Below are 26149 nucleotides of genomic sequence, written 5' to 3' on the forward strand. Positions count from 1 at the left end.
CATCTCCCTCAGAGCTTCATTAATCTAGCTCAGAACCTCGTTCATCTCCCTCAGAGCTTCATTAATCTAGCTCAGAACCTCGTTCATCTCCCTCAGAACCTCATTAATCTAGCTCAGAACCTCGTTCATCTCTCTCAGAACCTCATTCATCTGTCCCAGAGCTTCATTAATCTAGCTCAGAACCTCATTCATCTCCCCCAGCCTCCCCTCATCTATGTTTAATTACTTCTGACTTACCTCACTCAACTAATAACTGCCATAACTCATTTCTTCATCACAAATAGTCAGCGCATCTGGGCGGCAACGTTTAATTACGACTTTTATCCCCAAGACTCCCTCGCTTCTAAGGTCTTCAATATACCCAGGACAAGCAGCTTTCGCTTCAAGAAATGTTTGGAAAGGGCCAAAATAGTAGACGCAGTGAGGGTGTTCAGTGATGATTTCTGCCCAGTAATCACTAATAACTATCTGAATAATTCTTGAAGCCAAAGATTTGATTCCGTTAACCATACAAGAAAAGTGAGAACAATAGTTGCTATTTAACAGCATGATTGTTGCTGTAATCTTTATCGTCTGCTGAAAGCATGAGGATATGTAAGATTAGCTATGCTCAATGTTAAACTTCTATGTCACCATAACTACTTGCACTCAGTTCTCAACCCGATTGCCTTTTGCTGCGCGGATTTCAAAAGAGCGATCGTACTTTCCTTGGTGAATCGCAAAATACCTCAAGTGCTTGTATGTTCAGGCTTTGTGTAAATGTCGTGATAAACAAATAACTCCACTGAGTGCCGTGCCTTCTGGTTTGGGTACTTTCTTTATACGGGTACTTAAGTCACTCAATCTACAATTGATTAATGACAGACAACTCGTTTGCACCACTTATAGGACAACAACAAGCCGTAGAATTATTAACTCAGGCTGTTAAGCAAAATCGGCTGGCTCCAGCTTATCTATTTGTAGGGCCGGATGGTGTGGGGCGGAGTTTAGCAGCACGATGCTTTATAGAATTACTATTTTCTAGTTATGTAAAGACAAAATTAATTACGTCTTTACAAAATCGTTTGCGTCAAGGTAATCACCCAGATGTTTTGTGGGTGCAGCCGACATATCAATACCAAGGACAACGACTGACAGCAGCAGAAGCAGCCGAAAAAGGAGTGAAGCGCAAAGCACCGCCTGTCATTAGACTAGAGCAAATTCGGGAGATTACTGAGTTTCTTAGCCGTCCGCCTTTGGAAGCACCGAGGAATGTGGTAGTGCTGGAGCAAGCAGAAACAATGGCAGAAGCAGCAGCCAATGCTTTGCTGAAAACTTTGGAAGAACCAGGACAGGCGACATTAATTTTAATCGCACCCACACCTGAGTCTGTGTTGCCAACTTTAGTGTCGCGCTGTCAACGCATTCCATTTTATCGCTTAGATACAGCGTCTTTAGCTCAGGTACTAACTCAAACTGAGCATGAGCAAATTTTGCAACATCCGGCATTGTTGAGCATAGCAGCTGGTAGCCCAGGAAGTGCGATCGCATCTTATCAGCAATTACAAGCTATACCTCCTGAACTACTCCAAAACCTGGCAAAAGCACCTTCATCCTATCGTCACGCTTTGGAGTTAGCTAAAAAAATTGATAAAGAATTAGATACAGAAGCTCAACTGTGGTTGATTGATTATCTTCAAAATTCCTACTGGCAACAATGGTATCAACAAGGAATTATCAAACAGCTAGAACAAGCTCGTAAATTTCTACTTTGTTATGCCCAGCCACGCCTTGTTTGGGAATGTACATTATTGTCTTTATATCAGCAATGTAATAGCCAAGTATGAAAATGGGCATTGGGCATGGGGCATTAAAACTTTCCCAGTTATCTTGGGCTAAAACGTTGACGCAGACGAGAGATAAAAGTATTTACCTCTGGTATTTTCATCAATAAAGCAATAATTGCAAATACACCGATTCCTACTAAACCAGCTACAGCTAACTCTATTAGTAGAATCAATAAACCTTCTTTACCTAAAACGTACTGACAACCAAGCAATGTGCCATAGCTTGCTACCCCAGCTACAACGCTAGCAGCAGTTAAACCTATTATTGGTACACTCCACTCACGCCAAGGTAAACCATTGAGTTTGCGATCGAGTAACCATAACAGCATCAACATTGAGCTACAGTTTACGCCTACCGTTGCTAACACTAAACCAGAAGCACCAAAAGGTTTGACTAAAATCCAATCTAAAAAGGCGTTGAGAAAGATATTAAAAGCACTAATGCGAAAAGGTGTTTGACCATCGCCTAAAGCATAAAACACCCGCACTAAAACATCACGCCCCAAATAAGCAAACATCCCAATACCATAAGCAATGAGTAGCGAAGATACTAACTGTGTAGCATCTTGCTTAAAAGCTCCGCGCTCATAAACTACTTGGACAATAGGCACAGATAAAACCACCATCAGCGCCCCTAAAGGTAGCATAGTCACGGCGGTAAGCAACAATCCTTGGCGAATGCGTAATTTTAAGTCTGGCCAATTTTCTGGTTCAGCAAGTTTGGCAAATATTGGTAACAGAGGCAATAGAACGATGTTAGAAATAATCCCTAAAGGAGTTTGCACTAGTAAATTAGCATAGTTAAAGCCAGCAGCAGCGCCAGGGATAGGGCTAGCAAAATAAAGAGCAGTAGCGACGTTAATTGGCATCATCCCTGAAGAAATTGTCGCCGGAGTCATGATTTTGATTACTTCTTGCACACCAGGGGATTTAAAATCAAATCGCAACCTTAATGTGCCTAACCCTAACCGCCACTGGACAATTAGCTGCACCAACCACTGGAGAATTGCTCCTGCTAAGGTTCCCCACGCTAACATCATGCCACCAATAAAAGCGTATTCTGGCCGGATAATGTCTTTACCCAGTTGCAAAGTTAAGATACCAATGCCTGCAATAACAGTGATACTAGATAATAAAGGACTAATAGAGAGTAACCAATATTGATTGGCTGCATTGAGAGTACCAAAGCCAATGCCAATTAATCCCGAAAATAAAGCCATCGGAGCCATGATGCGGATCTGTTGAACTGCGATCGCCCTGGTTGTTTCTTCCAAGCCATAACCGACTAAACCAACGATCTCATCCGCAAAGACAATCTGAGCCAATGTCACCAGCAATAACAATCCACCTACTAGGGTTGTTACTGTTTCTACTAAAGGAGCTGCTTCTTCTTGCTTGCGCTTGGCTAAAACACTAACAATTGCACTATGTAATGGGCCATTGACGCCACCTAGTAAAATTAACAGAAACCCAGGAATAATATAGGCGTAACTATAGGCAGTAGCAGCAGCACCGACACCAAAAGCGGCAGCGATCGCTTGCTGTCGGATTAAACCAAATACTTTACTAATTAAGGTAGCTATGGCAACAATGCCAGCAATTCCCGCAAAAGAACGAGAGGGTTTTTGGTCTTGTTTGGTCACGAATAATACCCGACAACTTTTTGTAAAGGATAAAGATAGAAAATAAAACCTTAATCAGGTTTAATTAATATATTTCATCCTTCATCCTTTTTATCGGCATCCTAAACTATCTTGTGTCGAAATACCAGTAACTGGATTAATGCCATCAGCGCGATCGCACAACAATGCCACTTGATAACGGTCAATCAAAGCATCTGTAAAATCAGCACCAGTAATCACCGCATCATAAAAGCGGCTACGGGTCAAAGTTGCTTCGGTAAAAATAGCATTTTTAAGGTTAGCACCATCTAAAGTCACCCGATCTACCAAAGCGCCTGTCAAGTTTGCACCTTCCAAATCTGCCTTTAACAAAACTCCTTTTGTCAAAATTGCGTTGGTTAAATTTGCTCCTTGAAAGTTTGTACCCCGCATTTCTGCTGCTACAAAAGTTGCACCAGTCAAATTATTATGAGAAAAGTCACGATTGTTTAAATTAATGTTGTTGTAATTGATTATATTTGTTTGAGCAAAGGCTGGTTTAGGATTGATAATCACCCATAAACCAGCCAATATCAAAATTACTATCAAACTCAAAAAGCGTAACCAAAACTTTTTCATAGCTTTCATCAAAATCAGCCTTAAGTTCTGAGTGAAGAATGAAGAGTTAAGCTTAAATAGCCTCTCAGCAACGCCAGTTCGCTCAAGTCGGTAAACCCGCCCACGCGACTGGCTCCTCAGCACTCAGAACTTTCCACTTTCCACTGACTACTTCCAATCCTTACCAATCCGAATTGTCACATCAGATCCTAAATCACCAGTTGCCGCTACTTCAATTTGACCTAAGCCTACAATTTTTTGCAGGTCAGCTCCTACTTCTCGCTTTCCTTTTTGGACGATAATTTGAGTTTGGCGTTGAGTATCAGGCCAATCTGGCACTGCATAGACATTAGTGAAGCCTTTTTGTTTGAAATATTTGATAACTTTTTCAGTTAATTGAGGTTGATTAGAAGCATTTTGAATAGCAATTTTGAGGCTAGGAACTGGTCGCAAATCTTGTTTGAGGCCTGGGACGTTCACCCCAACATAATCATTCAATAGGCTCTGTTGTCCAGTCATATTCAGCCAATAATTATTAGGATCTTGGCTAAAACGACTAAACGTACCAGGCAATACGGTCATTTGGAAATTATCCCGTTCTAAGTTCAGGGAAAAATTCACCAAAGCCATCATTTCTTCTATTTTTAGGTTGGTATCAAAGTACTTCCGCATAATACGGGTTAATTGAGGCAACCTGGGTAACACTGTAGGACTATTAAGGCGTTCTTGTAGTGCTTTCATCAGTGCTTGCTGTCGCTGCACCCGTGGTAAATCACCCATACCTGGTTCGCGGAACCGTGCAAATAGTTCTGCTTGTTCGCCGTTGAGAGTTTGCCAGCCGCTGACTAAATTCACTGACCGTCGGCCAGAAGTACCTTCATATGCCATTGATTGGGGAACAAAAACCTCTACCCCACCCAATTGATCTACTAATTGCCGTAAGCCACTAGTAGAAATGCGGATGTAGCGGTCAATAGGCGCATTACTTAAGGTACGGCTGACTACCCGTGCCGCCAAGACAGGGCCACCTTGAGCGTTAGCATCTGATACTTTGGTTAATCCCTTTTCTGGGATCGCAATCATTGTATCCCTGGGGATCGAAAGCACTTTGATAGATTTATCGCTGGGGTTGAGCCTGACCATGAGCATGGTGTCACTTTTGCCAGCAAAACTTTCTGGTGAACCATCAACAGTACCTTTAACTGGTTCAATACCCATAATTAAAATGTTCATGGGTCGTGAGAGTTGATACTCGGAGATTTTCCCCCATAACTCTCCAGGTAGCGGGATTTTTTGCTGTTCTTTACCAGCTACTCCTGCATCTTCATCGGTTTGATCTAAATTGCTCCATAAAGGAGTCCACAACGCCAAGGTGGATACTAGCAGCCCGGATAAAATGATCCCCAAAACAACCGTCAGTATCCACAATAACCATCGAGGCATGGTCAAGCCCAATCGCTCATAAAGCTGATTGGGGATTTCGCTTACAGACTCCACAACGCCACGGGAAACATTTGCTTGCTGTTTTGGCTGGATTTCCGGTTCTGGTGCTGGTACTTCTTGAGGCGTTACTTGATTTTCTGCTTTTTGTAATTGTTGAGGTCTGACCTCATCTATATCTAAAGCTGGTACTTGTTGAGGCGTTACCTGATTGTCTGTCCATTGAATTTGTTTAATCACATTTATCTCCCCACTCAACCACTCCCTAAAAGTATGTTAATGCAAGCTACAAATCTTGCCAGTGCAAAAGCCCACTGTACACTTGTAGTGTTCTTCAGTAGATGTGTATGACAAATGACTAGTTCATTGTTCTGCGTAATCCTTGCTGGTGGTAAAGGTGAACGTTTTTGGCCCTTAAGTCGTTCTGGGCGACCCAAGCAATTTTTAAGTCTTGATGGTAGCTCTAGGAGTCTACTACAAGCAACCGCTGATCGGTTGCTAGAACTTGTAGGCGGTTGGGATTCTATGTTTGTCATAACTTCTAATCAGATAGCTGAAGGAGTACGACAACAATTGCCACAACTGCCGTCACAAAATTTATTAATTGAGTCAGAGCGAAGAGACACTGCCGCAGCTGTTGCTTGGACAAGTTTAGAAATCAAACAGCGTTATGGAGAAGACGCTATCATTGGCTTTTTCCCTGCTGATCACTGGATTGCCGATCAAAAGGCATTTGCAAACACATTAAGCGCTGCTAGCTCTCTAGCGGCAAGCACAGAAGCGATTGTCACATTAGGGATCAAGCCTACTTTCCCATCAACTGGTTACGGCTATATCGAACAAGGCAAAAAAATAGGTAGCTTTAATGAGTTGCCAGCTTATCACGTCAACCGCTTTACTGAAAAGCCCAACCGTGAAACAGCAGAAGCTTTTTTATCAACGGAACGGTTTAGCTGGAATAGTGGTATGTTCGTTTTTCGGGCTGGGGTTGTTCTGAAAGAACTTTATACCCACGCTCCGGAAATTATCGAACCTCTAGCACAAAAGGGTTCTGATATTTATCCTCAGTTGCCTAAAAAAAGTATAGACTATGCACTGATGGAAAAGACCAATCTAGCATATGTTTTACCAGTCGAATTCGGTTGGGATGATTTAGGAGATTGGAATGCAATCGAGCGTTTACTTAAAACGCAAGAGACTCCCAATGTGGAACTCGCTACCCATGTAGGGCTGGATACACAAGGGGCAATTCTTTATGCTACCGATCCCGAAGATGTAATAGTTACTATAGGTTTAGAGGATGTGGTGATTGTGCGCGATCGCAAGGTCACCTTGATTGTCAAAAAGGATCGTACCCAGGAAATTAAACAGATCCTCAAAACCCTTGAAAGCGATCCCCGATTTACCGACTTGTTATAACTATAAAGTTAAAACCCTTGGCAGAGGCTGAAATACCCCTTTTTCAATTATAACGGGATCAGAGCTAGGGATTTAAGTATTCTAAGTAGGAGAGATGAAAACTATATAAAGTTATAAAGTTTTTTCTTTTCAATCTAAATACTTAATTCCTAGCCGTCAATCCCCAGCCCCTGACAAAAATGTTCCTCACCCAAACAGTTCCTCGTCAAAGAGAAATTATCGAAGTAGTCCTCCGTAATGGCTGGGACTATATGCGTAGACTACTTACCGGTGGTAAAGCTGATGAGCCTCAACTGCCTACACCTGCGGTTTTAAAAAATATCTTAGTGGATTTAGGGCCAGTCTATGTCAAACTAGGTCAACTAATGTCCACTCGTCCAGATTTACTGAGCGCTGGCTATATTGAGGAACTGTCAACTCTGCAAGACGAAGTACCGCCAGTTCCTTGGACAGAAATAGAAGTACTTTTACGCAAACAAATCAAAGGGCCGCTGGAAGCAACCTTTAGTAAAATCAATCCTGTCCCAGTAGCCGCGGGATCAATTGCTCAGACACATCGCGCAACATTAGCAGACGGTCGGGAAGTTGCTCTGAAAGTACAACGTCCAGGAATTGATATTACAGTTGCCCAAGATATTGCTTTAATTCAAGGAATCGCCGATTTAGTAGCAAGAACCGATTTTGGTCGCACCTACGAAATCAAATCCATTGCCGAAGAATTTACCAAAGCACTAGAAGCCGAGTTGGATTTTACTCGTGAAGCCAATTTTACAAATCAATTGCGGGAAAATTTATCCCACAGCCGCTGGTATGATCCCCAACAAATAGTAGTTGCCGAAGTTTACTGGGATTTGACTACAGAAAAATTAATGGTGATGGAGTGGCTAGAAGGAGTACCACTTTTATCAGCAAATTTAGTTGGTGACAATAACGGTACAGATCCGGTTGCACAGCGCAAAGCAATTACCACTTTGCTATTTCGAGTTTTTTTTCAACAACTATATATAGATGGCTTCTTCCATGCTGATCCCCATCCAGGCAATTTATTTTATCTCCAAGATGGTCGAGTTGCACTCTTAGATTGTGGCATGGTAGGAAGACTTGATCCGCGCACTCAGCAGATATTAACAGAAATGTTGTTGGCGATCGTGGATTTAGATGCTCAACGATGCGCTCAGTTAACTTTACAGCTATCGGATTCTACCCAGCCAGTAATTTTAATTCGCTTGGAAAATGATTATGACCGGATGCTGCGAAAGTATCACAACATCAACTTGTCTCAAATCAATTTCAGTCAAGTAATTTATGAAATTCTGCAAATCGCCCGCAATAATAAAATTCGGCTACCTAGTAACATGGGCTTGTATGCCAAAACCTTAGCTAACTTAGAAGGGGTGGCTCGTGGGTTTAATCCAGAACTTAATTTTATAGAAGAAATTCAGCCATTGCTAACAGATTTGGTTCGCCGACAGTTAATAGGCGATAATCCTTTGCGATCGCTCTTAAGAACAGCAATGGATATCAAAAGTCTCTCCTTACAATCTCCCCGCCAAATTGAACTGTTATTAGACCGAGTGACTTCGGAAACCTTACAGTGGAATTTCTCGCTGCGTGGTTTAGATAGTGTGCGGCGTACTATGGACGATGCTGCTAACCGCCTATCTTTTAGCATTTTGGTGGGATCACTGATTATGGGGGCAGCAATTATTTCTAACCACGCACAGACAACTCAACTATCTTTTTTAAGCAGCGTCCTCTTTGCATTCGCTAGTTTGTTGGGGCTATGGCTAATCGTTAGTATTTTACGCTCAGGTCGTTTAAAATAAGCTTTATGCCGATAATTGTGGCTGAAGACCTGAGCAAATTTTATCCAGTGGCGGTGAAAGAGCCTGGCATTAAAGGAACAATCACCCACTTTTTCCGCCGCACATACCGTTCAATTAAAGCAGTTCAGAATGTTTCCTTTGAAATCGCCACGGGCGAAGTAGTAGGGTTTTTAGGGCCAAATGGTGCTGGTAAAACTACTACACTCAAAATGCTCACAGGGCTGATTCACCCTTCTAGCGGAAATGTGAGAGTGGCTGGGCAGATTCCATTTCGTCGCCAAGAAGCATTTTTGCAAAAAATTACCTTGGTGATGGGGCAAAAACAGCAGTTGATATGGGACTTACCAGCACTAGATTCTTTGAAAATCAACGCTGCTGTGTATAACATTCCTGATAAAGAGTTCCAGCGGCGGGTAGGAGAGTTAAGCGAGATGCTTTCTCTAGAAAGTAAGCTTACCCAACCAGTGCGGAAACTTTCTTTGGGCGAGCGGATGAAAGCGGAACTGTTGGCAGCACTTTTGCATCGTCCCCAGGTATTATTTTTGGATGAACCGACTTTGGGACTAGATGTGAATGCTCAAGTAGGAGTACGTGATTTTTTACGCGAGTACAATCAGCGTTATCAAGCAACAGTTTTGTTGACTAGCCATTACATGGCTGATATTACAGCTTTATGCCAACGAGTGCTGCTAATTCACCAAGGAAAGCTGATGTACGATGGTAGCTTAAATGAACTCCTAGAACGCTTTGCCCCTTACCGGGAAATTCATGTGGAGTTAACCGCATGTTTGCCAAAAGAAAAACTTATTTTCTACGGTGATATACATCTTTTAGAAGGACGAACTGTACGTTTTTTAGTGCCGCAAGAAGTGCTAACCCAAACAGTATCAAAGATTTTGGCGGATTTAGAAGTAGTTGATTTAAAAGTAACTGAACCGTCTGTAGAAGAAGTGATTGGAAAAGTGTTTCAGGCGGGAGTTATATAGTGAATGCTGAGCGCTAATAAAATTACTCATGAAGTTAATAGCTAATACTAATTTGAAAAAACTAATGTGACAGATACAAGCTTGAGAACCTAGATGAAATCTGGCTTTGTGAATTTTGAATTGGTAAAGCTTTGTAGAGTAGAAGGCGGGTAAATGAAGCAGATTTTGAGAAAAGCCTTAACTTTGGTTGGAGTTTACTATGCGTATACGCTCGAATACAGAGCAGAAATGATTTTATGGGTTTTGTCTGGCTCTTTACCTATTATCTTCATGGGTATTTGGATTCAGGCAGCACAGGGTGGAAACTTCGATTTGTCACCTATAGATTTTATTCGTTACTTTCTAGTAGTTTTCATTATTAGGCAATTTACCGCTGTCTGGGTAATTTGGGAATTTGAAAGGGAAGTAGTAGAAGGGAAATTATCACCTAGATTGTTACAACCTCTTGATCCTGTATGGCATCATGTTGCGCTTCATATAGCTGACAGAATTGCTCGCATACAGTTTGCTCTAATATTAATAGTATTATTTTTTTTACTTTATCCCCAAGCTTTTTGGTTACCAAGGTTGAGTAATTTATTATTTTTTCTATTAACAGTAGGGCTAGCTTTTACTTTACGGTTCTTAATTCAATACACTTTTGCCATGTTAGCTTTTTGGACGGAACGGGCTAGCGCTTTAGAAAATTTCTGGATGTTGTTTTATTTATTTTTGTCCGGGTTAATAGCTCCTTTAAAAGTATTTCCTGAACCTGTACGGGCAGCAGTTATGTTAACACCTTTTCCTTATTTAATTAATTTTCCAGCAAGTATTTTGGTAGGTTTACCTGTAGATTTAGGACGGGGATTTCTGGCAATGATAGGTTGGATATTGCTGTTTTTCGTTGCTAATCGCTGGCTGTGGCGTATGGGATTGAAACGTTATTCTGGGATGGGAGCGTAAATACTCGGTTACCTTTTCACGGCTTACTGTTACTCACAATTAATACCGATTTCAATAATGTTTGCGACACATAAATTATTCGTAAGGGCACAACATTGTTGCGCCCCTAACCATTGTCGTATTCTTTTTTCAAATTGGTATAACCCACAGTATCATGGAATTCCTTGGCTTATAATTTCCGTCTTTTAAAGCGAACTGAATGATTTTAGTCCACTTGAGTTGACTTGCGCTATGAACCTGTGAACTTTCATCTCTGGGCGGGGTGTCGGTAAGCACAATAGTTTGATGTTTCTCAGATTCCCTCTTATAAATTACTCGGTATTGTCTTAAACTTATCTGCTGCTCCCAAAGAATAATCTTCTAATTTAAAATCTGCAAATGGTTTATTTTGTAACCTATCTCTAAGAGCTTCATCGACAATTACACCATCTGATTGTTTTTTAACGCCAATAATGATTATACTTCTTTGATAAGCCGTTGAGTCTTGATTGGGCTGACAATCACTGCGCTTAAATTGACCAAGATTTAATAAGCGATAAACTTTAACACTGGATGTATTAATAAATAGTTTTTTTGCTAAAATTTGTATTTGCTTAGAACGTTCTAAAGCTCTGCGTTGTTCAATAGCTATATTTCCTTCACAAGAAGCCGTCCCTACAGAGATAATTTCACTAGGATTTTCCATAATATTCTGTATACCTTCTTGCTCTAGGTTCAACTTTAATAAATCAAGACTAATAATTTTATCATTATATTTAATTTGAAAATTGCTTCCTAAAAGCCATTTATATTCTACTGACAATACAGCTATATTAAACTCTGCACTTCTGCCTAGACTATCCCTACCTTCTGCATAAGTAAAGTAATCCACTTTACCTTTCCTTTGTGGCGCTTGCCCATAATTAGTAACTGAAGTAAAGCTTAATGTTCCTAGAACTAAAGCTAGCAAAGTCAGTAATCCTAGAGATGCCAGTAGCGCTGCAAATAGTGCCAAAAGTGGCATTTTTTGTGCTTGCTTATTTTGGGGTAGTAGAGTTTTAATGATAGGAGATAACAACTGTTCAGTTTGATGATTGCCCTCTACATTTATCGTTGCAGTTGTAGTTGGAGTTAGTTGTTCTTCAATCTCCTCAAGACGCTGCAAAATTTCTTGGGTATTGGCAGGACGTTTGCCTATTTCTGGTGCCATCAACCAATCAATTAAATTCAACAGCAAGGGTAAGACATGATTAGCACGATTTCGCCAGTGCAAAACATTGTGGTGAATATCGTACATTTCTAAGGGATGATATCCCGTGAGTAAAAATACAAAAGTTCGTCCTAAGGCAAAAAAATCTGATTGCGGTACAGCTTGACAATTCATTTGTTCTAGGGCGGTATAACCAGATGACATAATTGCATCCATCCCGCTACAGCTGCTAGGTCGGGGAAGGAAGTTTTTTACTACTTCTTTAGCACTACCAAAATCAATTAATACTAAATTCCCCCAAGCTTGCTGAATCAAGGGATCTAAAGGAGAACGGATCATGATATTAGATGGCTTAATATCTCGATGCAGGTACTGCTTGCTATGCAATACATCTAAAATTTCTACCAACTGTTTTAACCAAGCTATAGCTTGTGCTTGGGAAATAGGGCGATTCTCCTGCTGTAGCCATTGTTCTAAATTCGACCCGTTGATTTTTTCCATTGCGATGCAGTGCAATACCAAACCACTTCTAGTTTGATATTGGAAATAGCCATCTACTTTAGGTGTGCCAGGATGATTCAGTTGCCCTAGTATAGTTACCTCTTGCTGGAATAGTTCTATTGCTTTAGCGTCGCCTGAGACATCTTTCTTAAGTACTTTAAGGATTTTCGGCGTGTCTTGTTCGTCGTATGCTTCATAAACTTTGCTAAAGCTAGTTTTGTCAGTTAACAAGCGCATCACCCGATAGCGCCCTAGTAATTGCAACTGAGAACCACAGCTTTGGCAAAAGCGATTTTCATTATCGTCTAATTGATTGGGTTGAGGGCAAACGGGATTAATACAAAGACTCATGAGTGGCTAAACAGTAGTACAAGGGAAGCAATCTCTTATCTAAATTCTTGCGTTCCCGTCCAATGATAATGAGATTTATCTCAACTGTGCTGTTTTAAGAAGGCTTCCACAGTCTGGTTAAATGCTTCAGGTTGTGTCAAAAATGGCCAATGATTACCAGGAACTTGACAGATGCTTAAGTTCTTAAGGTAGGTTTTGTAAGGTTTAAGTTGCCAATCTTGACGGTTTACACCTTTTTCTGGCTGTACGAAGAGAGTAGGTAAATAAATTGGCTGTGTTAACCCAGGCACTCGCATTACATCTTCAAAAATTCCATCGCGGGCGGCAATAGTAAATTTGCTGCCCCAGCTACCATCTAGTTTTTGTTCTATTCCAGCTTGGAAAACTTGCTGGTGTAAGTAAGTCCATCCTTGATACTGGTTTAACTGCTGCGCTTGTTGTTTGGCTTCTTCGTAACTAGCAAATGGGCCCATACTTTTGAGAAAAGGTAAGACGCGGTACAGTAGGGGAAATGTCACCTTGAAGAAGCTGGGCATTTTCCAGATGAAGATGGGATCAACAAGAATCAAACTCCGCAAACGTTCTGGATGTTGGCGTGCCCAGATAGCAGCTAATTTGCCTGTCCACGAATGACTGACAACATGGGCACTAGACCATCCTAAATGATCCATGAGTGCTTCTAAATCGGCGATCGCACTCTCAAAACTATAATCTCTCTCCGGTTTGCTGCTTTCACCATGACCGCGCATATCTGGGGCCACGATGTGGTATTCTGCCGCTAAATAATCCCCTAAGCTAGACCACACAAGGGCATGATCGGCTAAACCGTGTAATAGCAGTAAGGGTTCTTGACCTTGCTGCCACTCTAAGTAAGACAGTTGAATGTCAGACTTTGATAAGGTTTGACGTAGAGGCATCATTGCATACCCACCCAGAGATAGAAGCTCTGCGCTTATATGTTACCGCGAAAAAAGCTTATGAGCCTGGGGCTTTTGTAAGTTTTCAGGGCAAGCAAAATGCCTGCCCCATAAAACAAGTTTGCAAATCAAGCAGTGACGATATAAGGCGAGTTAATCGCCACTACACGACCTGCATCTACTAAAGCTTGATATACTATTGCCGCTACCTCAGCGCGTGTAGCATCACGGGTAGGGTTGAGCTGTTTGAGGTTTGGGTAATTGACGATAATCTGCTTACCTATAGCTTTCGCTACTTCGTCTTTGGCATAGTCAGGAATCTTGGCTTGATCATCAAATTTGATATTGGTTGCACCATTAGCAGATAACCCTAGTCCATTTACCAGCGAGACTATAACTTGCACACGCTGGATATTTTTGTTCGGAGCAAATGTACTATCAGGAAAACCAGAAAGAAATAAACCTTGGTATGCCTGCTGAATCACCTTAGATGCCCAGAAGTCTGCTGGTACATCTTTGAATTTGGTAGCCGCACGGTTTGGGGATGGGTTAAAAGCTTTGACTAGCAAAGCAGCATATTGTGCCCGTGTCATTGTAGCATCTGGTCTAAATGTGCGATCGGGAAAACCGCTAACTATGCCCTGTTTGACTAATTCCCGAATAAACGCAGCTGCCCAATGATTACTAATATCTGTTAAATCTACAGGTGTGGGTGTTGGGGTTGGTGTTGGGGTTGGGGTTGGTGTGGGAGTTGGAGTTGGGGTTGGGGTTGGTGTTGGTGTTGGGGTTGGCGTGGGTGTTGGGGTTGGTGTTGGTGTTGGGGTTGGTGTGGGAGTTGGAGTTGGGGTTGGCGTGGGTGTTGGAGTTGGTGTGGGTGTTGGAGTTGGTGTGGGTGTTGGAGTTGGTAACCCAATATCTACAAACTCTATGCTACCCGTAACTTTAGCTGGATCTATTTGATTTCCAACAGAGATCAACTTGTTAGTACCTGCATTTTGTAAATCAAACTTACCGTTGTTGCGTAGGACGTTACCTCCTGGGTTATTGGTACTGCCTAAATCTGGTAAGGCGTTTGCAATCACCGTCAAACCATCATCAGTGTTTTTTTCACTGAAATTATTACGTAATACAGGACGTGCAGTGCCTGAGACGACAATCCCAGAACGGTTTTCGGAAATTTTGTTATCGATAAGTGTGGGTGATGCTGCATCACTAATGGCAATGCCGAAACCTGTTTTGAAGAAGGTGTTACCTTGAATTTGCCCTTTAGAATTTTTAGCTATTGAAACTCCATTAGCAGCATTCTCAGAAAACACATTGTTGAGGATAACTGGATTAGCATCACCGGTAGCAAAGACTCCCTCACGCTTAGATTGAGTAAATGTGTTATTAGCGACTGTAGGCGTACTTGATTCTATCCAGACGGCACTACCACGGCTAGCTGGATTTGTGACAGTTACTCCCCGCAGTTCTGCACCATTCAATAGCACGAAGGTGACATTTTGACCAGCAAAAGTACGACTGAGGTAGTTACCACTGCCTTCAATTAAGATGTTGCTGCCTTTGTTGGCTTCATTACCAACTACTTTTACACCAGATGGAATCGTTAGGGGAAAGACTTCACCGCTAGCTACGCTGTAATTACCATCTGTTAGTTGAATTGTTGTATCAGATGTGGCAACCTTGAGAGCTTGTGTAATTGTTTTAAAAGGAGCTTGTTGGCTTCCAGGGTTAGTACTAGTGCCGGTTACTGGATTTACGTAAAAAGTTTGAGGCATACTTATAGTGCGAAAAAAGACATAGATATCCTAGCGCTAACCATAGAATTGGGTAGCAATTGCTAAAATTTAAATAGCTAAATTGACTTCCAGCGCAATATTATACATTCCGCAAAAAGCTAGAAGAATATTTGTGTTACCTTGCAGTCTGACTTATTTGGTGCAAGGTGGCTCAGTATTATTGGTGTTATCCAACTAGCGATCGCACGATATGATGTAGTTGCGATCGCCTGGAAAAACGCCACCAAACTGCTATAGTCGGTTGGTGATGAGTTGTTTCTGTATTACCTAGTTTGTCAATAGGATAACGAAACCAGCACACCTGCAAACAGTGATGAGGTTCATAAGCCAACAGCCATGTTTTTTCATAGCGCACCAAATCACTTACCCAAGCTGGCTCAATTGTTTCTTTTTGTACCACTGTGGTAATGAAGCTTGCAAAAGCGATCGCATCTTCTCGGTGTTTTTTAATACCCTGCGGCAAATGAGTTTCTGCATATCGCCAAAACAAAGTAGTAAAATTTCTACCTAATACCTTGGCAGTGCGTGGTAGCAATTCGCGCACTTCTCCCAAACGCTTCCATTTGAGGGAATTGGCAAAAATATTTACCTGCTGTACAGAAAGTTGAGATAGCTGCTGTGTCTCCTCATCACTCAATCCCAATTCTGCACCAACGGTTTGCGGGTTGGCGAAAAAACGCTTTCTAAATTCACTATTAGTATAAAGTTGGGCTAAAACTTGCTGCGTTTGTGCTAACCCCATCTACCATGACTCCTGCCAATTTGCCGTGCTTGTTGCAGTTCTCCTATCACTTCTGCAAAGGGTGGCAAGTTTTCATCTCTTTCTAAAACAATTCCTTTAACTGGAATTTTAGCTAAAACTTCATCCATGAGTTGCCAAACCTCGACTGGCGTTGGCTGGGAATGGCTGTCAATCAATACACCGTCATGCCAATGTCCACCAACGAAATGCAACTGTACCACCCGTTCCCAAGGTAATTCTTTCAGAAAATTATCAATATCATAGCCAATTTTACTTTGGTTTTTGACTGAGCAAATGTTTGCTGGAGTTGTTGCAGATAAGCTTGTCCTCGAAGACTTAGGCGCGATCGCTTACTTACAAACCATAAAATAAAGATAATCGATAAAACGCCCATGCCAATCAGAAAACCCACGTTATGGCGTCCCTTTCCCAAAGCGATGAGGAACTTATAACCCCCTAAGCTAAAAATAATTGTCGCCGCAATTAAGCCAACTGTAATATTTGATTTTTGCCATTTCTGAGCATATAACAGTTGTTCATTTTGTAGCTGTTCTTCGTAAATATTGCAGTATGGTTGTACTTTCTCAGTTATTAAATCCAGAGATTTCACTGCTGGAGAAGAGGAATAACTAGAAAATACTTGATGTTCTAGAGGCTGTAGTTCAGACAAATCATCGTATTTTGGCGTTAGGCTGAGGAATTGTTCAGTGATTTGTAAATAACCTCTCTGAATTAAGTTCAAAATTGCTACCTTGACTACTTCTAATGCTCCTGAACGCAAGTAAGCAATTTCATAGGGATCTGGTTCACTAGGAATTAACGGCAAAGGTTGGTTTTTTGTTGGATCTTGTACCAGCCACCCACAGACTAAAAGTGCGATGAGAATGACGCTGCCATACAACAGCAGAAAGTCTGGCCCATACATATCTGCAATTGGATTATGTAGTAAAATATCCATCAAATATGCTCCTTATTAGCACACCACTCAACTTTGGGAAATTCAAAATTCCAAATTAAGAATTCCCATAAATTTAAAGGCTTGGAACAAGAGCGCTATATTTATTCACGCTTATGTATCTCAACACTATGAGCCACAACTTTTACGGAAAACATTTATATTACAATTTTAATACATATACCAGACTACGAAAAGTTACCTCTAATGACAGATGACTAATAGCTAATAATTACTCAATCAACTTTCATAACAGGTAACTTAGTACCACACCTTTTACAAAACCCAGCATCTGCATCGTGGAAAGCTAAACCGCAACCTGAACAAATTGTTTCTACCTGGTTAGCAGTTTTTACCAATCGCTTAATTAAATCTCCTACCTGCCAAGGAATTAATGCGATACCAGTCAAAATCATCAATACTGTTAGCCATCGTCCCAATTCTGAAGCTGGTGTTACATCACCAAAACCCACAGTTGTCATTGTGACAATTGAAAAATACAATGCATCCAAAAAAGTAACAAAAACTTTAGGGTTAACAGGATGCTCAACTTGATAAATTAAACCAGAGTAAACAAATATAATTGCAAATAAAGTAAATAATATGCGTGCAAATATTACACCGTCTTCAGTACTGATACTACCAAAGAAAAATTTTTTATCGATAAACCTAATTAACCTTAAAATTCGGAACCATCGCAACAGCCGAATAAAGCTTATATCCACTGCTCCTAAAAAAAATGGCAAAATAGCCATCAAGTCAATAATTGAATATAAACTCAAAAAATACTTAAGTTTATTTTCTGCACTCCAGAGGCGAATTATGTATTCCAATGCAAAAATTATCAGAATAGCAGTATTTATAAGATTTAGTTGAAAGCGGACAAAATCAGGAATATTATAAGTTTCAACTACAAAAATTCCTGACGATAAAAGGACAAGTCCAGCAATCGTTAAGTTAATTGTTTGGCCTAATGGTGTTTCTAAGTCTGTTAAGTAAAATTCGGCTTTTTCTCTGTTAAGTAACATATTTAACGATCACCAATTTTTAATAGTTGCAGAAATAACAGTTAAAATACGTTATTCTTAACCATTATCCTAATCAAACCCTGAGTTGTATGAACCATGAATCTTTTATGCGTCTAGCCCTGGTAGAAGCAAAAAAAGGTGATGCTCCTTATGGTGCAGTGATTGTTAAAGATAACGAAGTAGTTGCCGCAGCTCATAATACTGTAAGGCGAGACAGCGATCCATCAGCTCATGCAGAAATCAATGTTATTCGTAGTTTAACAGCTAAACTTAAAAATCCATCTTTGACAGGTTATAGCATATATACAACTGGCGAACCTTGTCCGATGTGTGCAACTGCTTGTGTTTGGTCGGGTATATCAGAAATTATATATGGTGCTTCAATTCAAGATTTAATTTCTGTAAATCAGTCACAAATTGACATATCTTGTGAAGAAGTTATTGCCAAGTCATTTAAAAATATTAAGGTAACAAAAGGAATTTTAAAAGTAGAATGTTTGGAACTATTTATACAAAATAATTTGCAATAATAAGTAGGATGCAGAAGGCAGAGGGCAGAAGGTAATAATTCCTTCATGAGCGGGTTCCAAAATTTGGCATTTATTTGGCATTTAATATTTATATATTTTAATCAGGCTCATTTAAATAAGACAAATATGTATTAGCAAAGATAGCAGCTTGCGTGCGATCGCGCAAATTTAAGCGATTCAACATATTTGTAACGTGATTCTTAACTGTGCCCTCAGAAATGTATAGATTCTGAGCAATTTCTCGATTACTAGCACCTTGAGCAATTAACCGCAAAACCTCTTTTTCTCTGGGAGTAAGTTCAGCTAAACTAGGGGGTATTTGTGGCGACTGATTTGATCCTACACTGCCAAACTGAGTCAAGAGTTTTTTAACTATTCCTGGCCCTAGTTGAGTATATCCTTTATGAACAGCACGAATAGCAACAGCTAACTCTTCTGATGGTGTATCTTTTAGTAAATAACCCATTGCTCCATTTTGCAATGCTGCTTTGACATATTCATCATCGTCAAAAGTTGTTAATACTAAAACTTTAGTTCCAGAAAAACGTCTGAGAATTTCTCGCGTAGCAGCAACTCCATCCATGATGGGCATTCTAATATCCATTAATACTACATGGGGCTGCAATTGAGCAACTAAATTAATTGCAGCTTCCCCATTTTCTGCTTCTCCCACGATTTCTAAATCTGATTCTAGTTCTAATAATGCTTTTAATCCTTGACGAATCAAACTTTGGTCATCTACTAGCAATACTTTAATCATCTAGTCAACCTCGTTAGGGGAATATCAACAGTAATTTGACAACCAGAACCGGGATTAGTTTTAACACTAAATATACCTCCAAGTGCTAGAGTGCGATCGCGCATACTTTGTAAGCCAAAACCAGTAGTATTTTGCTTGAAGTCGAAGCCTTTACCATTATCCCTAATATTTAAACGTAAACTTTTTGGAGTTTTATCAATTTCTATTTTAACTTCTGACGCTTCTGCGTATTTAGAGATATTTGTTAATGATTCTTGGATGATGCGATAGATCGCAGTATTAATTTCAAGTGGTAGAGAATATTCCAGGTTAATTCTACAAATTGGTAAAATGCCAGTTGAGCGTTGAAAATCTTCTGCTAATATAGCGATCGCTTGTTCTAAAGATTGCTCTTGTAAAGGATGAGAACGCATGGTAGAAACCGATTGCCTTACATCTTGCAATGCTTTAGAACCTAATTCTTTGGCTCTGGCTAAGAAACTCTGTGCTTTAGTTGGGTTAGATTGGGAAAGTTTTAAAGCAGTTTCTAATTGCAGATTTAAAGCAGTTAGTGAGTGACCCAAGGAATCATGAATTTCTCTAGCAATACGGTTACGTTCTTCTAGGGTTGCTTGATTTTCAATTCGCAAAGCATATTGACGAAGTTTTTCGTTAGCGATCGCTAATTCTTCTCGGCTCTGGCGTTCAGATAATACTGTATTCATTAGCAATAATACAAAAATTAAGCTTAAACCAAATAACAACGCTAGACTCAAGGTGAAAAAATGAAATCGCTCTTGCACCTGTGGCGGTACTGGAAAGCTTTTTACCCTGCCCTGTAGTGTAAATAAAAATAAAATAAATGATATAAATGTGACTGCTAAACGACCAGGTAATTTAAAAATTAAGCAACTTCGAGTGACTAATATTATATAAATAAAAGGAAAAATTCTAGCAGACCTTCCACCAACAGAACCAGTTATTAAAATTAAGATAATTTCACACGCTGTATAAATTATCTTATTTATTTGGTTACTAGTGGGCAATCGCAAACCCATTAATCCAAAAATAATCAGACTCGCTGTTGCTAGTTCTGGAAATTTGCTCGAAAATCGCGGCGAAGGATATGGAATTATAGCAGTTAAAGTGATTATTGCTAATAATATCCATTCTAAATAAAGCAGAAAGCGAAAAGGATGATTGTTAACTTGTATTGGGGGTTTCATGGAATTTAGATGTTGATGAAAATCTAGTAGCTAGTTATCTGGCTGTAGTGTTCTTAAAGATAAATGTAAAACTGAACTGATTCGTCGGCAGTTTTAGAACCTGAGTTTAATTTCTATTTAATACTTAGTATTATTGCTCATGCGTAAATAATGACTAAAGTCATGGATATACCCATGACTTTCTCCTCATGTGGTTATTGGAGATGAGTTCTTATGATGGTGACAGTTAAACAGGAAACAACACCCAAGGTAAGTCATGAACCTCAAAAAAATCTCACTAGTAGCTGGAGCGATCGCCTTAACTTTAAGCGCAACTCCCTTTGCTGTAAAAGCGCAAACAGGCTTTTCTTCAAACCGACTAGTTGCACAAGCTCAAAATACACAAACACCAAATGTAAAAGCTCCCAAGAAAGGGCTATGGAGACAACTGGGACTAACGGATGCACAACAAAGCCAAATAGAAGCAATTCGTCGTGAAACCCGTACCCAAATGGAAGCAGTTCTAACCCAAGAACAAAAAAACCAGTTACAAGAACAACTCCAAGCACGTCAAGCGCAAAGAGATCAGCGTCAAGCAGGACAACAGCCAGGCCAGCGTCCCAACGGTAGACAAGCAGGTGAGCGTCCCAACAGAGGTTTTGCGAGGCTGAATTTAACTGAAGCTCAAAAAGCTCAAATGAAGCAAATTATGGAGTCATCGCAACAAAGAATTCAAGCAGTACTGACTCCCGAACAACGGACAAAACTTCAGGAACTTCGTGAGAATGCACGTTCACGCCGTCAACAGCGTAATTCTAACCAAGGGCCACAATCTTAAATTCTAGGCTTAAATTCTAGGCATTAATATCGCAGTGTATGATGCAACCTCTGTATGCTTCCCCAAATCCCACTCCTCGCCTGCAACAACTTTTAGATTTAGTTGATCGCCACGCTGAAGCACAGGGAATAGCTGTCCCTCAAATTGTATATATAGAGAAATTGCGATCGCTTCCTCAAGGAACTTTTGGTAGAGCTTGGGCAAACTTGCTTGATGAAAACAAATTACAACCATTCACCACAGGTATCCGTCGCAAGCAACTCCACGATGGTATTCATGTTCTCACAGGTTATGGTACAGACCTCATCGGTGAAGCTGAATTACAAGCATTTGTATTAGGAACTAAGTTTCGATTAACTAACCTAATGCTAGAGCTAGGACTGTTGCGAGTTATCTACAAACACCAAGATTATCGACAACAGTTTAGTTGGGACAGACTGTGGCAAGCATACCAACGAGGTTATCACTCTCACTTTGACCCAGATACTTGGCAACCAGAATTACTCTGGCATTTACCCTTAACTGATGTGCAAGCATTGTTTGCTCTAGCCAACAATTAAGAGTCCTGAGCTAAAACGGAACTTACGCACTCAGATCCCCCAAGCCCCTTAAAAAGGGGCAGCCCTGCGCCCTTGTGGGTTCCCCGACTCCCTCAGTGGCGTGGCTTTAGAAATTCCCCCCTTTTGAAGCTACGGTGTACACACATCTGTGTACTAAACCGAAATCATTGTAGATCCGTCATTATCCTCCGATAAATTGGAGGACTTTAAGGGATTTTAGCCCCCCTTTTTAAGGGGGGTTGGGGGGATCAAAAGCCTGTAGGACAACTCTCAAAGACTTGTGTGTACACCGTAGCTTTTTGAAGGCGGGATCAGAGTTTCAGGCTTCAGTGCGTAAGTCCTATAAAAGTGCTGAGTTTTGAGCAAAACCGGAGTTTCCAACCCCTTGCCAGCGGAGGATATACCGGGTGCAAAAGCAGTCTTCATTCGGTAGGGTGCGTTATGGGCGGAACATCCTAATGCACCGAAAATCTCGGATGGTGCGTTGCGCTACGCGACAACTTTTTCACTTCTTTACTCAGCACCATCCTTCACACCAGATGAGACAATTGGCTAGTCCCCCTAGCAAAAGTTAGGAGTTTTGAGTTATGAGTTAATTCAAAACTCCTCGCTGTTTTAAAATGTCCAAAGAATTTGCCATTGGTAGTAAAGTACGTGTCGTAGCGATACCACCCTACGTTAAAACTGCTGATCCCATGCCGATGTTACGTCCCCCGGATGTAATTCACTTGGGAGAAGAAGGTATAGTAATTGACCGTCGCCCTGGCGGATATTGGGGTATTCGCTTTGCCAAAGGAGCCTTTCTTCTAGATAGCCAATACATCGAAAGTACAGATACTCCTTCTATTGCTCCCGAATCTGATCAAGAATGAGAATAGTAGTAAGGAAGAATTGTAAACTTGTGTGAAGTTATAATTCTACTCTGCACAATGATTTCTCGTCGCACTTTTTTGAGTACATTAATTGCTACCTGTTTTGCGGTGATCAGTTGGCTGAATTTTACACCTGCTGCTGATGCTCTTGGTGGCAAACTTCCTACAATTAATCAACCAGCACCAGAATTTACTTTGCCAACCAACACAGGCAATGGCAAGATTTCTCTCTCGGAACTGCGCGGTAAGTGGGTAGTTCTTTATTTTTATCCTAAAGACTTCACCTCTGGTTGCACCATAGAAGCTCGTCGTTTTCAGCAAGACTTGCCTAAATATTTGGAAAAAAATACCCAGATTGTTGGAGTTAGCGCTGATGATGTTGATTCCCATGCTGAATTTTGTGATTCAGAAAAGCTGAAGTTTCCTTTATTGGCTGATACTACTGGTGCAGTGAGTAAAGCTTACGGTTCTTGGATTGGTTACGTATCTATGCGCCACAGTTTTATCATTGATCCAGAAGGCGTTCTGCGTGAAACTTTTGTCAAAGTCAACCCAAACATCCACAGCACAGAAGTACTGGCGCGACTTGAACAATTGCAGTCCGCAGCTTCTTAAAATCTAACTTTTACATCCACTGAAATTAGTTTTTGATATCGAACCACAGATAAACACAGATGCATACCGATAAATATCTGTGTACATCTGTGGTTTTTTTAGGACTTACACACTGAAGCCTGAAACTGTGATCCCCCCTAACCCCCGTTTTTAAGGGGGGAACATCTAAAGCTCCCTTTTTAAGGGGGTTTGGGGGATCTATTTTAGTGTTATACCAATTCAAAAAATTTTTACAACACATCAATCATTTGTAGGGGCAGAAACTTTTGTGTCCCTACTTCCTATATTTGTCGCGTTTCTTTTCCAAATTGGTATTAATTTAAATTTTTGCAAGAAGTTTATTGATTAAAACAGGAAACTTCTAGGTTAAAACAAGAATGTTCTAGTTTGGAACAGGAAACTCCGAGTTCGGAACAGGAAACTTTGAGCTTGGAACATGAAACTCCGAGTTCGGAACAGGAAACTTTGAGCTTGGAACATGAAACTCCGAGTTCGGAACATGAAACTCCGAGTTCGGAACACGAAACTCCGAGCTTGGAACATGAAACTCCGAGCTTGGAACAGGAAACTCCGAGTTCGGAACACGAAATTTCCGTATTTAAACTCAGCATTACCAGAAGCGATCGCATTTTATCATCAGCGATCGCCTCATCGCCTTTATATTCTTTTAAATTGCTTAGTAATCTGTCTTGTAACGCACCTATTTACAACCCTGAGGAGGAATTTAACCGCCTAATTTTTTAATAACATCTACAACGATTAGTTAAAGAGGAGGTTGGATGAACGCAGAGATAAACGCACTTTGGGACAAGGTGCAGAAAATGATTCAGGACTTCATTATTCTGTTGCCTAACATAGTGCTGGCGTTGATTGTCTTTGCAGTATTTGTCTTTGTTGGTGGGCAAATCAAGCAACTAGTCAAGCGCCTTACCCGCAATCGTCGCCACGCTCGCAATTTGGGCATGGTGTTAGGACGATTAGCGCAGGGAGCCACAGTATTAGTGGGTTTGTTTATTTCTCTGTCAATTGTAATACCTTCACTACGAGCAGGTGATTTGGTGCAATTACTGGGAATCAGTGGGGTAGCAATTGGTTTTGCATTCCGCGACATCCTTCAAAATTTTTTAGCTGGTATTTTAATCCTTTTAACTGAGCCGTTCAAAATTGACGATCAAATTATTTTTAAAGACTTTGAAGGTACAGTAGAAAATATCCAGACACGGGCGACAAGTATTAGAACTTACGATGGTCGTCGCATTGTCATTCCCAATTCTGAACTATTTACAAATTCGGTAACTGTCAACACCGCCTTTGATAATCGTCGGTTAGAATACGATATTGGCATTGGCTACAATGATGATATTGACCGGGCCAAGCAACTAATGTTGGAAGCTCTACACAGTGTAAATGTTGTGTTAAAAGACCCGGCTCCCGACGTACTGGTGATGGAACTTGATGAAAGCACTGTGAATATCCGTGTTCGCTGGTGGGTCAATCCGCCGCGACGAGCAGATGCTTTAGACTCAAGGGACAAGGTGCTTTCTGCAATTAAGAAAAAGTTAGTCGAAAACGGCATCGACTTACCCTATCCCACCAGACAAATCTTATTCCACGACCAAACAGAAGAGACAGATGGCGATCGCTCGCGTCAGCGTGAAGGCTGGCCCGCAGGTAAAGGCGAAGTCCCCAAACCTCGCAGTATCAGTGGCTCGCTTAAGCAGCTAATTCTCATGCAGAATGGTCATCACAAAGGAGATTTTCACAAAGCCAATCAAAGTGCTGAGTTCTGATACTGTTTCACTTTAAGATTGATACAAATAGGCATTGGGCATGGGGCATTGGGCATTGGGGATTAAAGAAATTGCCCAGCCCCTTGTCCCCTTGTCCCGAAGCTGTGGGAGGAACGCCGCGATCAGTTGATTACTCCCTGTGTCAAAATGTTACACAATTAGGACTTGCTATTTGCATAGCCCCTAACCGATTCGCTAGGCTATTTACATCCTGGTTAATTCTGAGGCTTGCTGTGTATGGATTTTGAAGGCAAAGCTACCGCCACAACTGCTACAGACAATATAGAATTGCAAGAGCCTGCTACTGCTCGTAGACCGCTGCAATTACTGCGAGATACTGAGGCTTTGCTACGCCGTCCCACAGTTGCAACACTAGTGCCAATTTTACCGCCTAAGCTAAGTAACAGATTACAAACAACCTCATCTGTAGCAGAGGAATCCTTAAAGATACTAGCAGAAATTAACTTGGAAGAAATTAGCGACTTTGAACTACGTCCTGCAAGGATTTTTGTTGGTTTAAGTTTTGTTGGTTTTGGCGCGCTAATGATACTTGTGTTGTTGCTTTACTTGAACACGTTACAACTAGAACTTAAGACAGTTGAACAGATTCGGCAATATTGGTATCAATATATTTGGTGTGTCTGCTTGGGTGTAGCGGGGATGTTTATTTTGGGTCGAGAAGCAATGCGTCCGATCCGTAAGCCGCGAAAACTACGAAAACGTTAAATCTTGATGAGCGATCGCAAGGAAGCGTAGCGCAATCATGCGATCGCAACATCTGATATTTAAAACCAAAGTCAATTTGCTAACTTTAATACTTTGTTGTGTAAAAGCTGGCTAGATATAAATACCACAGGGAG

The 26149-nt window shown here is 40.9% G+C and carries 26 protein-coding genes; 13 read left to right on the forward strand and 13 right to left on the reverse strand.

The window, feature by feature from the left end:
* Positions 1-246 precede the first annotated feature (246 nt).
* Entirely contained in the window at positions 247-489 is a 243-nt protein-coding gene (locus AC5JL8_RS23970) for a DUF1816 domain-containing protein (protein WP_495882178.1), read from the reverse strand.
* A gap of 368 nt (positions 490-857) precedes the next feature.
* Between AC5JL8_RS23970 and holB the strand changes: the two genes are divergently transcribed.
* Complete coding sequence (gene holB, locus AC5JL8_RS23975; protein WP_495882179.1) at positions 858-1826, forward strand: DNA polymerase III subunit delta'; 969 nt, start codon at positions 858-860, stop codon at positions 1824-1826.
* A gap of 38 nt (positions 1827-1864) precedes the next feature.
* Here holB and murJ read toward each other — a convergent pair whose 3' ends face one another.
* The 3 genes from murJ to AC5JL8_RS23990 all read right to left on the reverse strand — a co-directional run bounded on the left by murJ (position 1865) and on the right by AC5JL8_RS23990 (position 5725).
* Positions 1865-3469, reverse strand: a complete 1605-nt coding sequence (gene murJ / locus AC5JL8_RS23980) for a murein biosynthesis integral membrane protein MurJ (protein ID WP_495882180.1) — start codon at positions 3467-3469, stop codon at positions 1865-1867.
* 90 nt (positions 3470-3559) lie between these two features.
* Positions 3560-4066 carry a pentapeptide repeat-containing protein gene (locus tag AC5JL8_RS23985; protein WP_495882229.1) on the reverse strand — a complete coding sequence of 169 codons (507 nt, stop codon included), beginning with the start codon at positions 4064-4066 and terminating at the stop codon, positions 3560-3562.
* A gap of 147 nt (positions 4067-4213) precedes the next feature.
* Positions 4214-5725 (reverse strand): LCP family protein, encoded by a 1512-nt coding sequence (locus AC5JL8_RS23990; RefSeq protein ID WP_495882181.1) that lies wholly within the window; start codon positions 5723-5725, stop codon positions 4214-4216.
* A 114-nt stretch (positions 5726-5839) separates the two neighbouring features.
* Between AC5JL8_RS23990 and AC5JL8_RS23995 the strand changes: the two genes are divergently transcribed.
* From AC5JL8_RS23995 to AC5JL8_RS24010, 4 genes are all read left to right on the forward strand, one after another.
* A complete protein-coding gene (locus AC5JL8_RS23995; RefSeq protein WP_495882182.1) occupies positions 5840-6904 on the forward strand; it encodes a mannose-1-phosphate guanylyltransferase in 1065 nt (354 codons plus the stop codon).
* A gap of 179 nt (positions 6905-7083) precedes the next feature.
* Complete coding sequence (locus AC5JL8_RS24000) at positions 7084-8730, forward strand: ABC1 kinase family protein (RefSeq protein WP_495882183.1); 1647 nt, start codon at positions 7084-7086, stop codon at positions 8728-8730.
* 5 nt (positions 8731-8735) lie between these two features.
* Entirely contained in the window at positions 8736-9716 is a 981-nt protein-coding gene (locus tag AC5JL8_RS24005; protein WP_495882184.1) for an ABC transporter ATP-binding protein, read from the forward strand.
* 153 nt (positions 9717-9869) lie between these two features.
* Entirely contained in the window at positions 9870-10658 is a 789-nt protein-coding gene (locus tag AC5JL8_RS24010) for an ABC transporter permease (protein WP_495882185.1), read from the forward strand.
* 304 nt (positions 10659-10962) lie between these two features.
* On the opposite strand, the gene AC5JL8_RS24015 is transcribed toward AC5JL8_RS24010, so the two are convergent.
* From AC5JL8_RS24015 to AC5JL8_RS24045, 7 genes are all read right to left on the reverse strand, one after another.
* Complete coding sequence (locus tag AC5JL8_RS24015) at positions 10963-12699, reverse strand: serine/threonine protein kinase (RefSeq protein WP_495882186.1); 1737 nt, start codon at positions 12697-12699, stop codon at positions 10963-10965.
* An 80-nt stretch (positions 12700-12779) separates the two neighbouring features.
* Entirely contained in the window at positions 12780-13616 is an 837-nt protein-coding gene (locus tag AC5JL8_RS24020) for an alpha/beta fold hydrolase (protein WP_495882230.1), read from the reverse strand.
* Between the two features lie 128 nt (positions 13617-13744).
* Complete coding sequence (locus tag AC5JL8_RS24025; protein ID WP_495882187.1) at positions 13745-15394, reverse strand: DUF1565 domain-containing protein; 1650 nt, start codon at positions 15392-15394, stop codon at positions 13745-13747.
* A gap of 187 nt (positions 15395-15581) precedes the next feature.
* Positions 15582-16157 carry an SCO6045 C-terminal-like domain-containing protein gene (locus tag AC5JL8_RS24030; RefSeq protein WP_495882188.1) on the reverse strand — a complete coding sequence of 192 codons (576 nt, stop codon included), beginning with the start codon at positions 16155-16157 and terminating at the stop codon, positions 15582-15584.
* A complete protein-coding gene (locus AC5JL8_RS24035) occupies positions 16148-16378 on the reverse strand; it encodes a multinuclear nonheme iron-dependent oxidase (protein ID WP_495882189.1) in 231 nt (76 codons plus the stop codon). Before AC5JL8_RS24035 ends, AC5JL8_RS24030 begins: the two co-directional genes overlap by 10 nt.
* Positions 16379-16398: 20 nt before the next feature.
* Positions 16399-17115: a TIGR04222 domain-containing membrane protein gene (locus AC5JL8_RS24040; RefSeq protein WP_495882190.1), complete on the reverse strand. Its 717-nt coding sequence runs from the start codon at positions 17113-17115 to the stop codon at positions 16399-16401.
* Between the two features lie 233 nt (positions 17116-17348).
* Entirely contained in the window at positions 17349-18140 is a 792-nt protein-coding gene (locus AC5JL8_RS24045; RefSeq protein WP_495882191.1) for an ion transporter, read from the reverse strand.
* Between the two features lie 89 nt (positions 18141-18229).
* On the opposite strand from AC5JL8_RS24045, the gene AC5JL8_RS24050 reads away from it, so the two are divergent.
* Entirely contained in the window at positions 18230-18670 is a 441-nt protein-coding gene (locus AC5JL8_RS24050; RefSeq protein ID WP_495882192.1) for a nucleoside deaminase, read from the forward strand.
* 97 nt (positions 18671-18767) lie between these two features.
* Here AC5JL8_RS24050 and AC5JL8_RS24055 read toward each other — a convergent pair whose 3' ends face one another.
* Positions 18768-19430 (reverse strand): response regulator, encoded by a 663-nt coding sequence (locus tag AC5JL8_RS24055; protein WP_495882193.1) that lies wholly within the window; start codon positions 19428-19430, stop codon positions 18768-18770.
* Positions 19427-20635, reverse strand: coding sequence for a sensor histidine kinase (locus tag AC5JL8_RS24060; RefSeq protein WP_495882194.1), 1209 nt, complete (start codon positions 20633-20635; stop codon positions 19427-19429). Before AC5JL8_RS24060 ends, AC5JL8_RS24055 begins: the two co-directional genes overlap by 4 nt.
* Positions 20636-20891: 256 nt before the next feature.
* Between AC5JL8_RS24060 and AC5JL8_RS24065 the strand changes: the two genes are divergently transcribed.
* From AC5JL8_RS24065 to AC5JL8_RS24095, 7 genes are all read left to right on the forward strand, one after another.
* A complete protein-coding gene (locus tag AC5JL8_RS24065) occupies positions 20892-21452 on the forward strand; it encodes a Spy/CpxP family protein refolding chaperone (RefSeq protein ID WP_495882195.1) in 561 nt (186 codons plus the stop codon).
* A gap of 38 nt (positions 21453-21490) precedes the next feature.
* Positions 21491-22012, forward strand: coding sequence for a hypothetical protein (locus AC5JL8_RS24070; protein WP_495882196.1), 522 nt, complete (start codon positions 21491-21493; stop codon positions 22010-22012).
* Positions 22013-22632: 620 nt separating this feature from the next.
* The gene (gene sipA, locus AC5JL8_RS24075) at positions 22633-22884 is read left to right on the forward strand and encodes a regulatory protein SipA (RefSeq protein ID WP_495882197.1); all 252 of its coding nucleotides are present in this window, start codon (positions 22633-22635) and stop codon (positions 22882-22884) included.
* A gap of 57 nt (positions 22885-22941) precedes the next feature.
* Entirely contained in the window at positions 22942-23499 is a 558-nt protein-coding gene (locus AC5JL8_RS24080; RefSeq protein ID WP_495882198.1) for a peroxiredoxin, read from the forward strand.
* 387 nt (positions 23500-23886) lie between these two features.
* Positions 23887-24243, forward strand: coding sequence for a hypothetical protein (locus tag AC5JL8_RS24085; RefSeq protein ID WP_495882199.1), 357 nt, complete (start codon positions 23887-23889; stop codon positions 24241-24243).
* Between the two features lie 35 nt (positions 24244-24278).
* On the forward strand, positions 24279-25289 hold the full coding sequence (locus tag AC5JL8_RS24090; RefSeq protein ID WP_495882200.1) for a mechanosensitive ion channel family protein: 1011 nt from the start codon (positions 24279-24281) through the stop codon (positions 25287-25289).
* Between the two features lie 237 nt (positions 25290-25526).
* Positions 25527-26015, forward strand: a complete 489-nt coding sequence (locus AC5JL8_RS24095) for a hypothetical protein (RefSeq protein ID WP_495882201.1) — start codon at positions 25527-25529, stop codon at positions 26013-26015.
* Positions 26016-26149 lie beyond the last annotated feature (134 nt).

It is taken from the genome of Mojavia sp. (genome assembly GCF_059505145.1).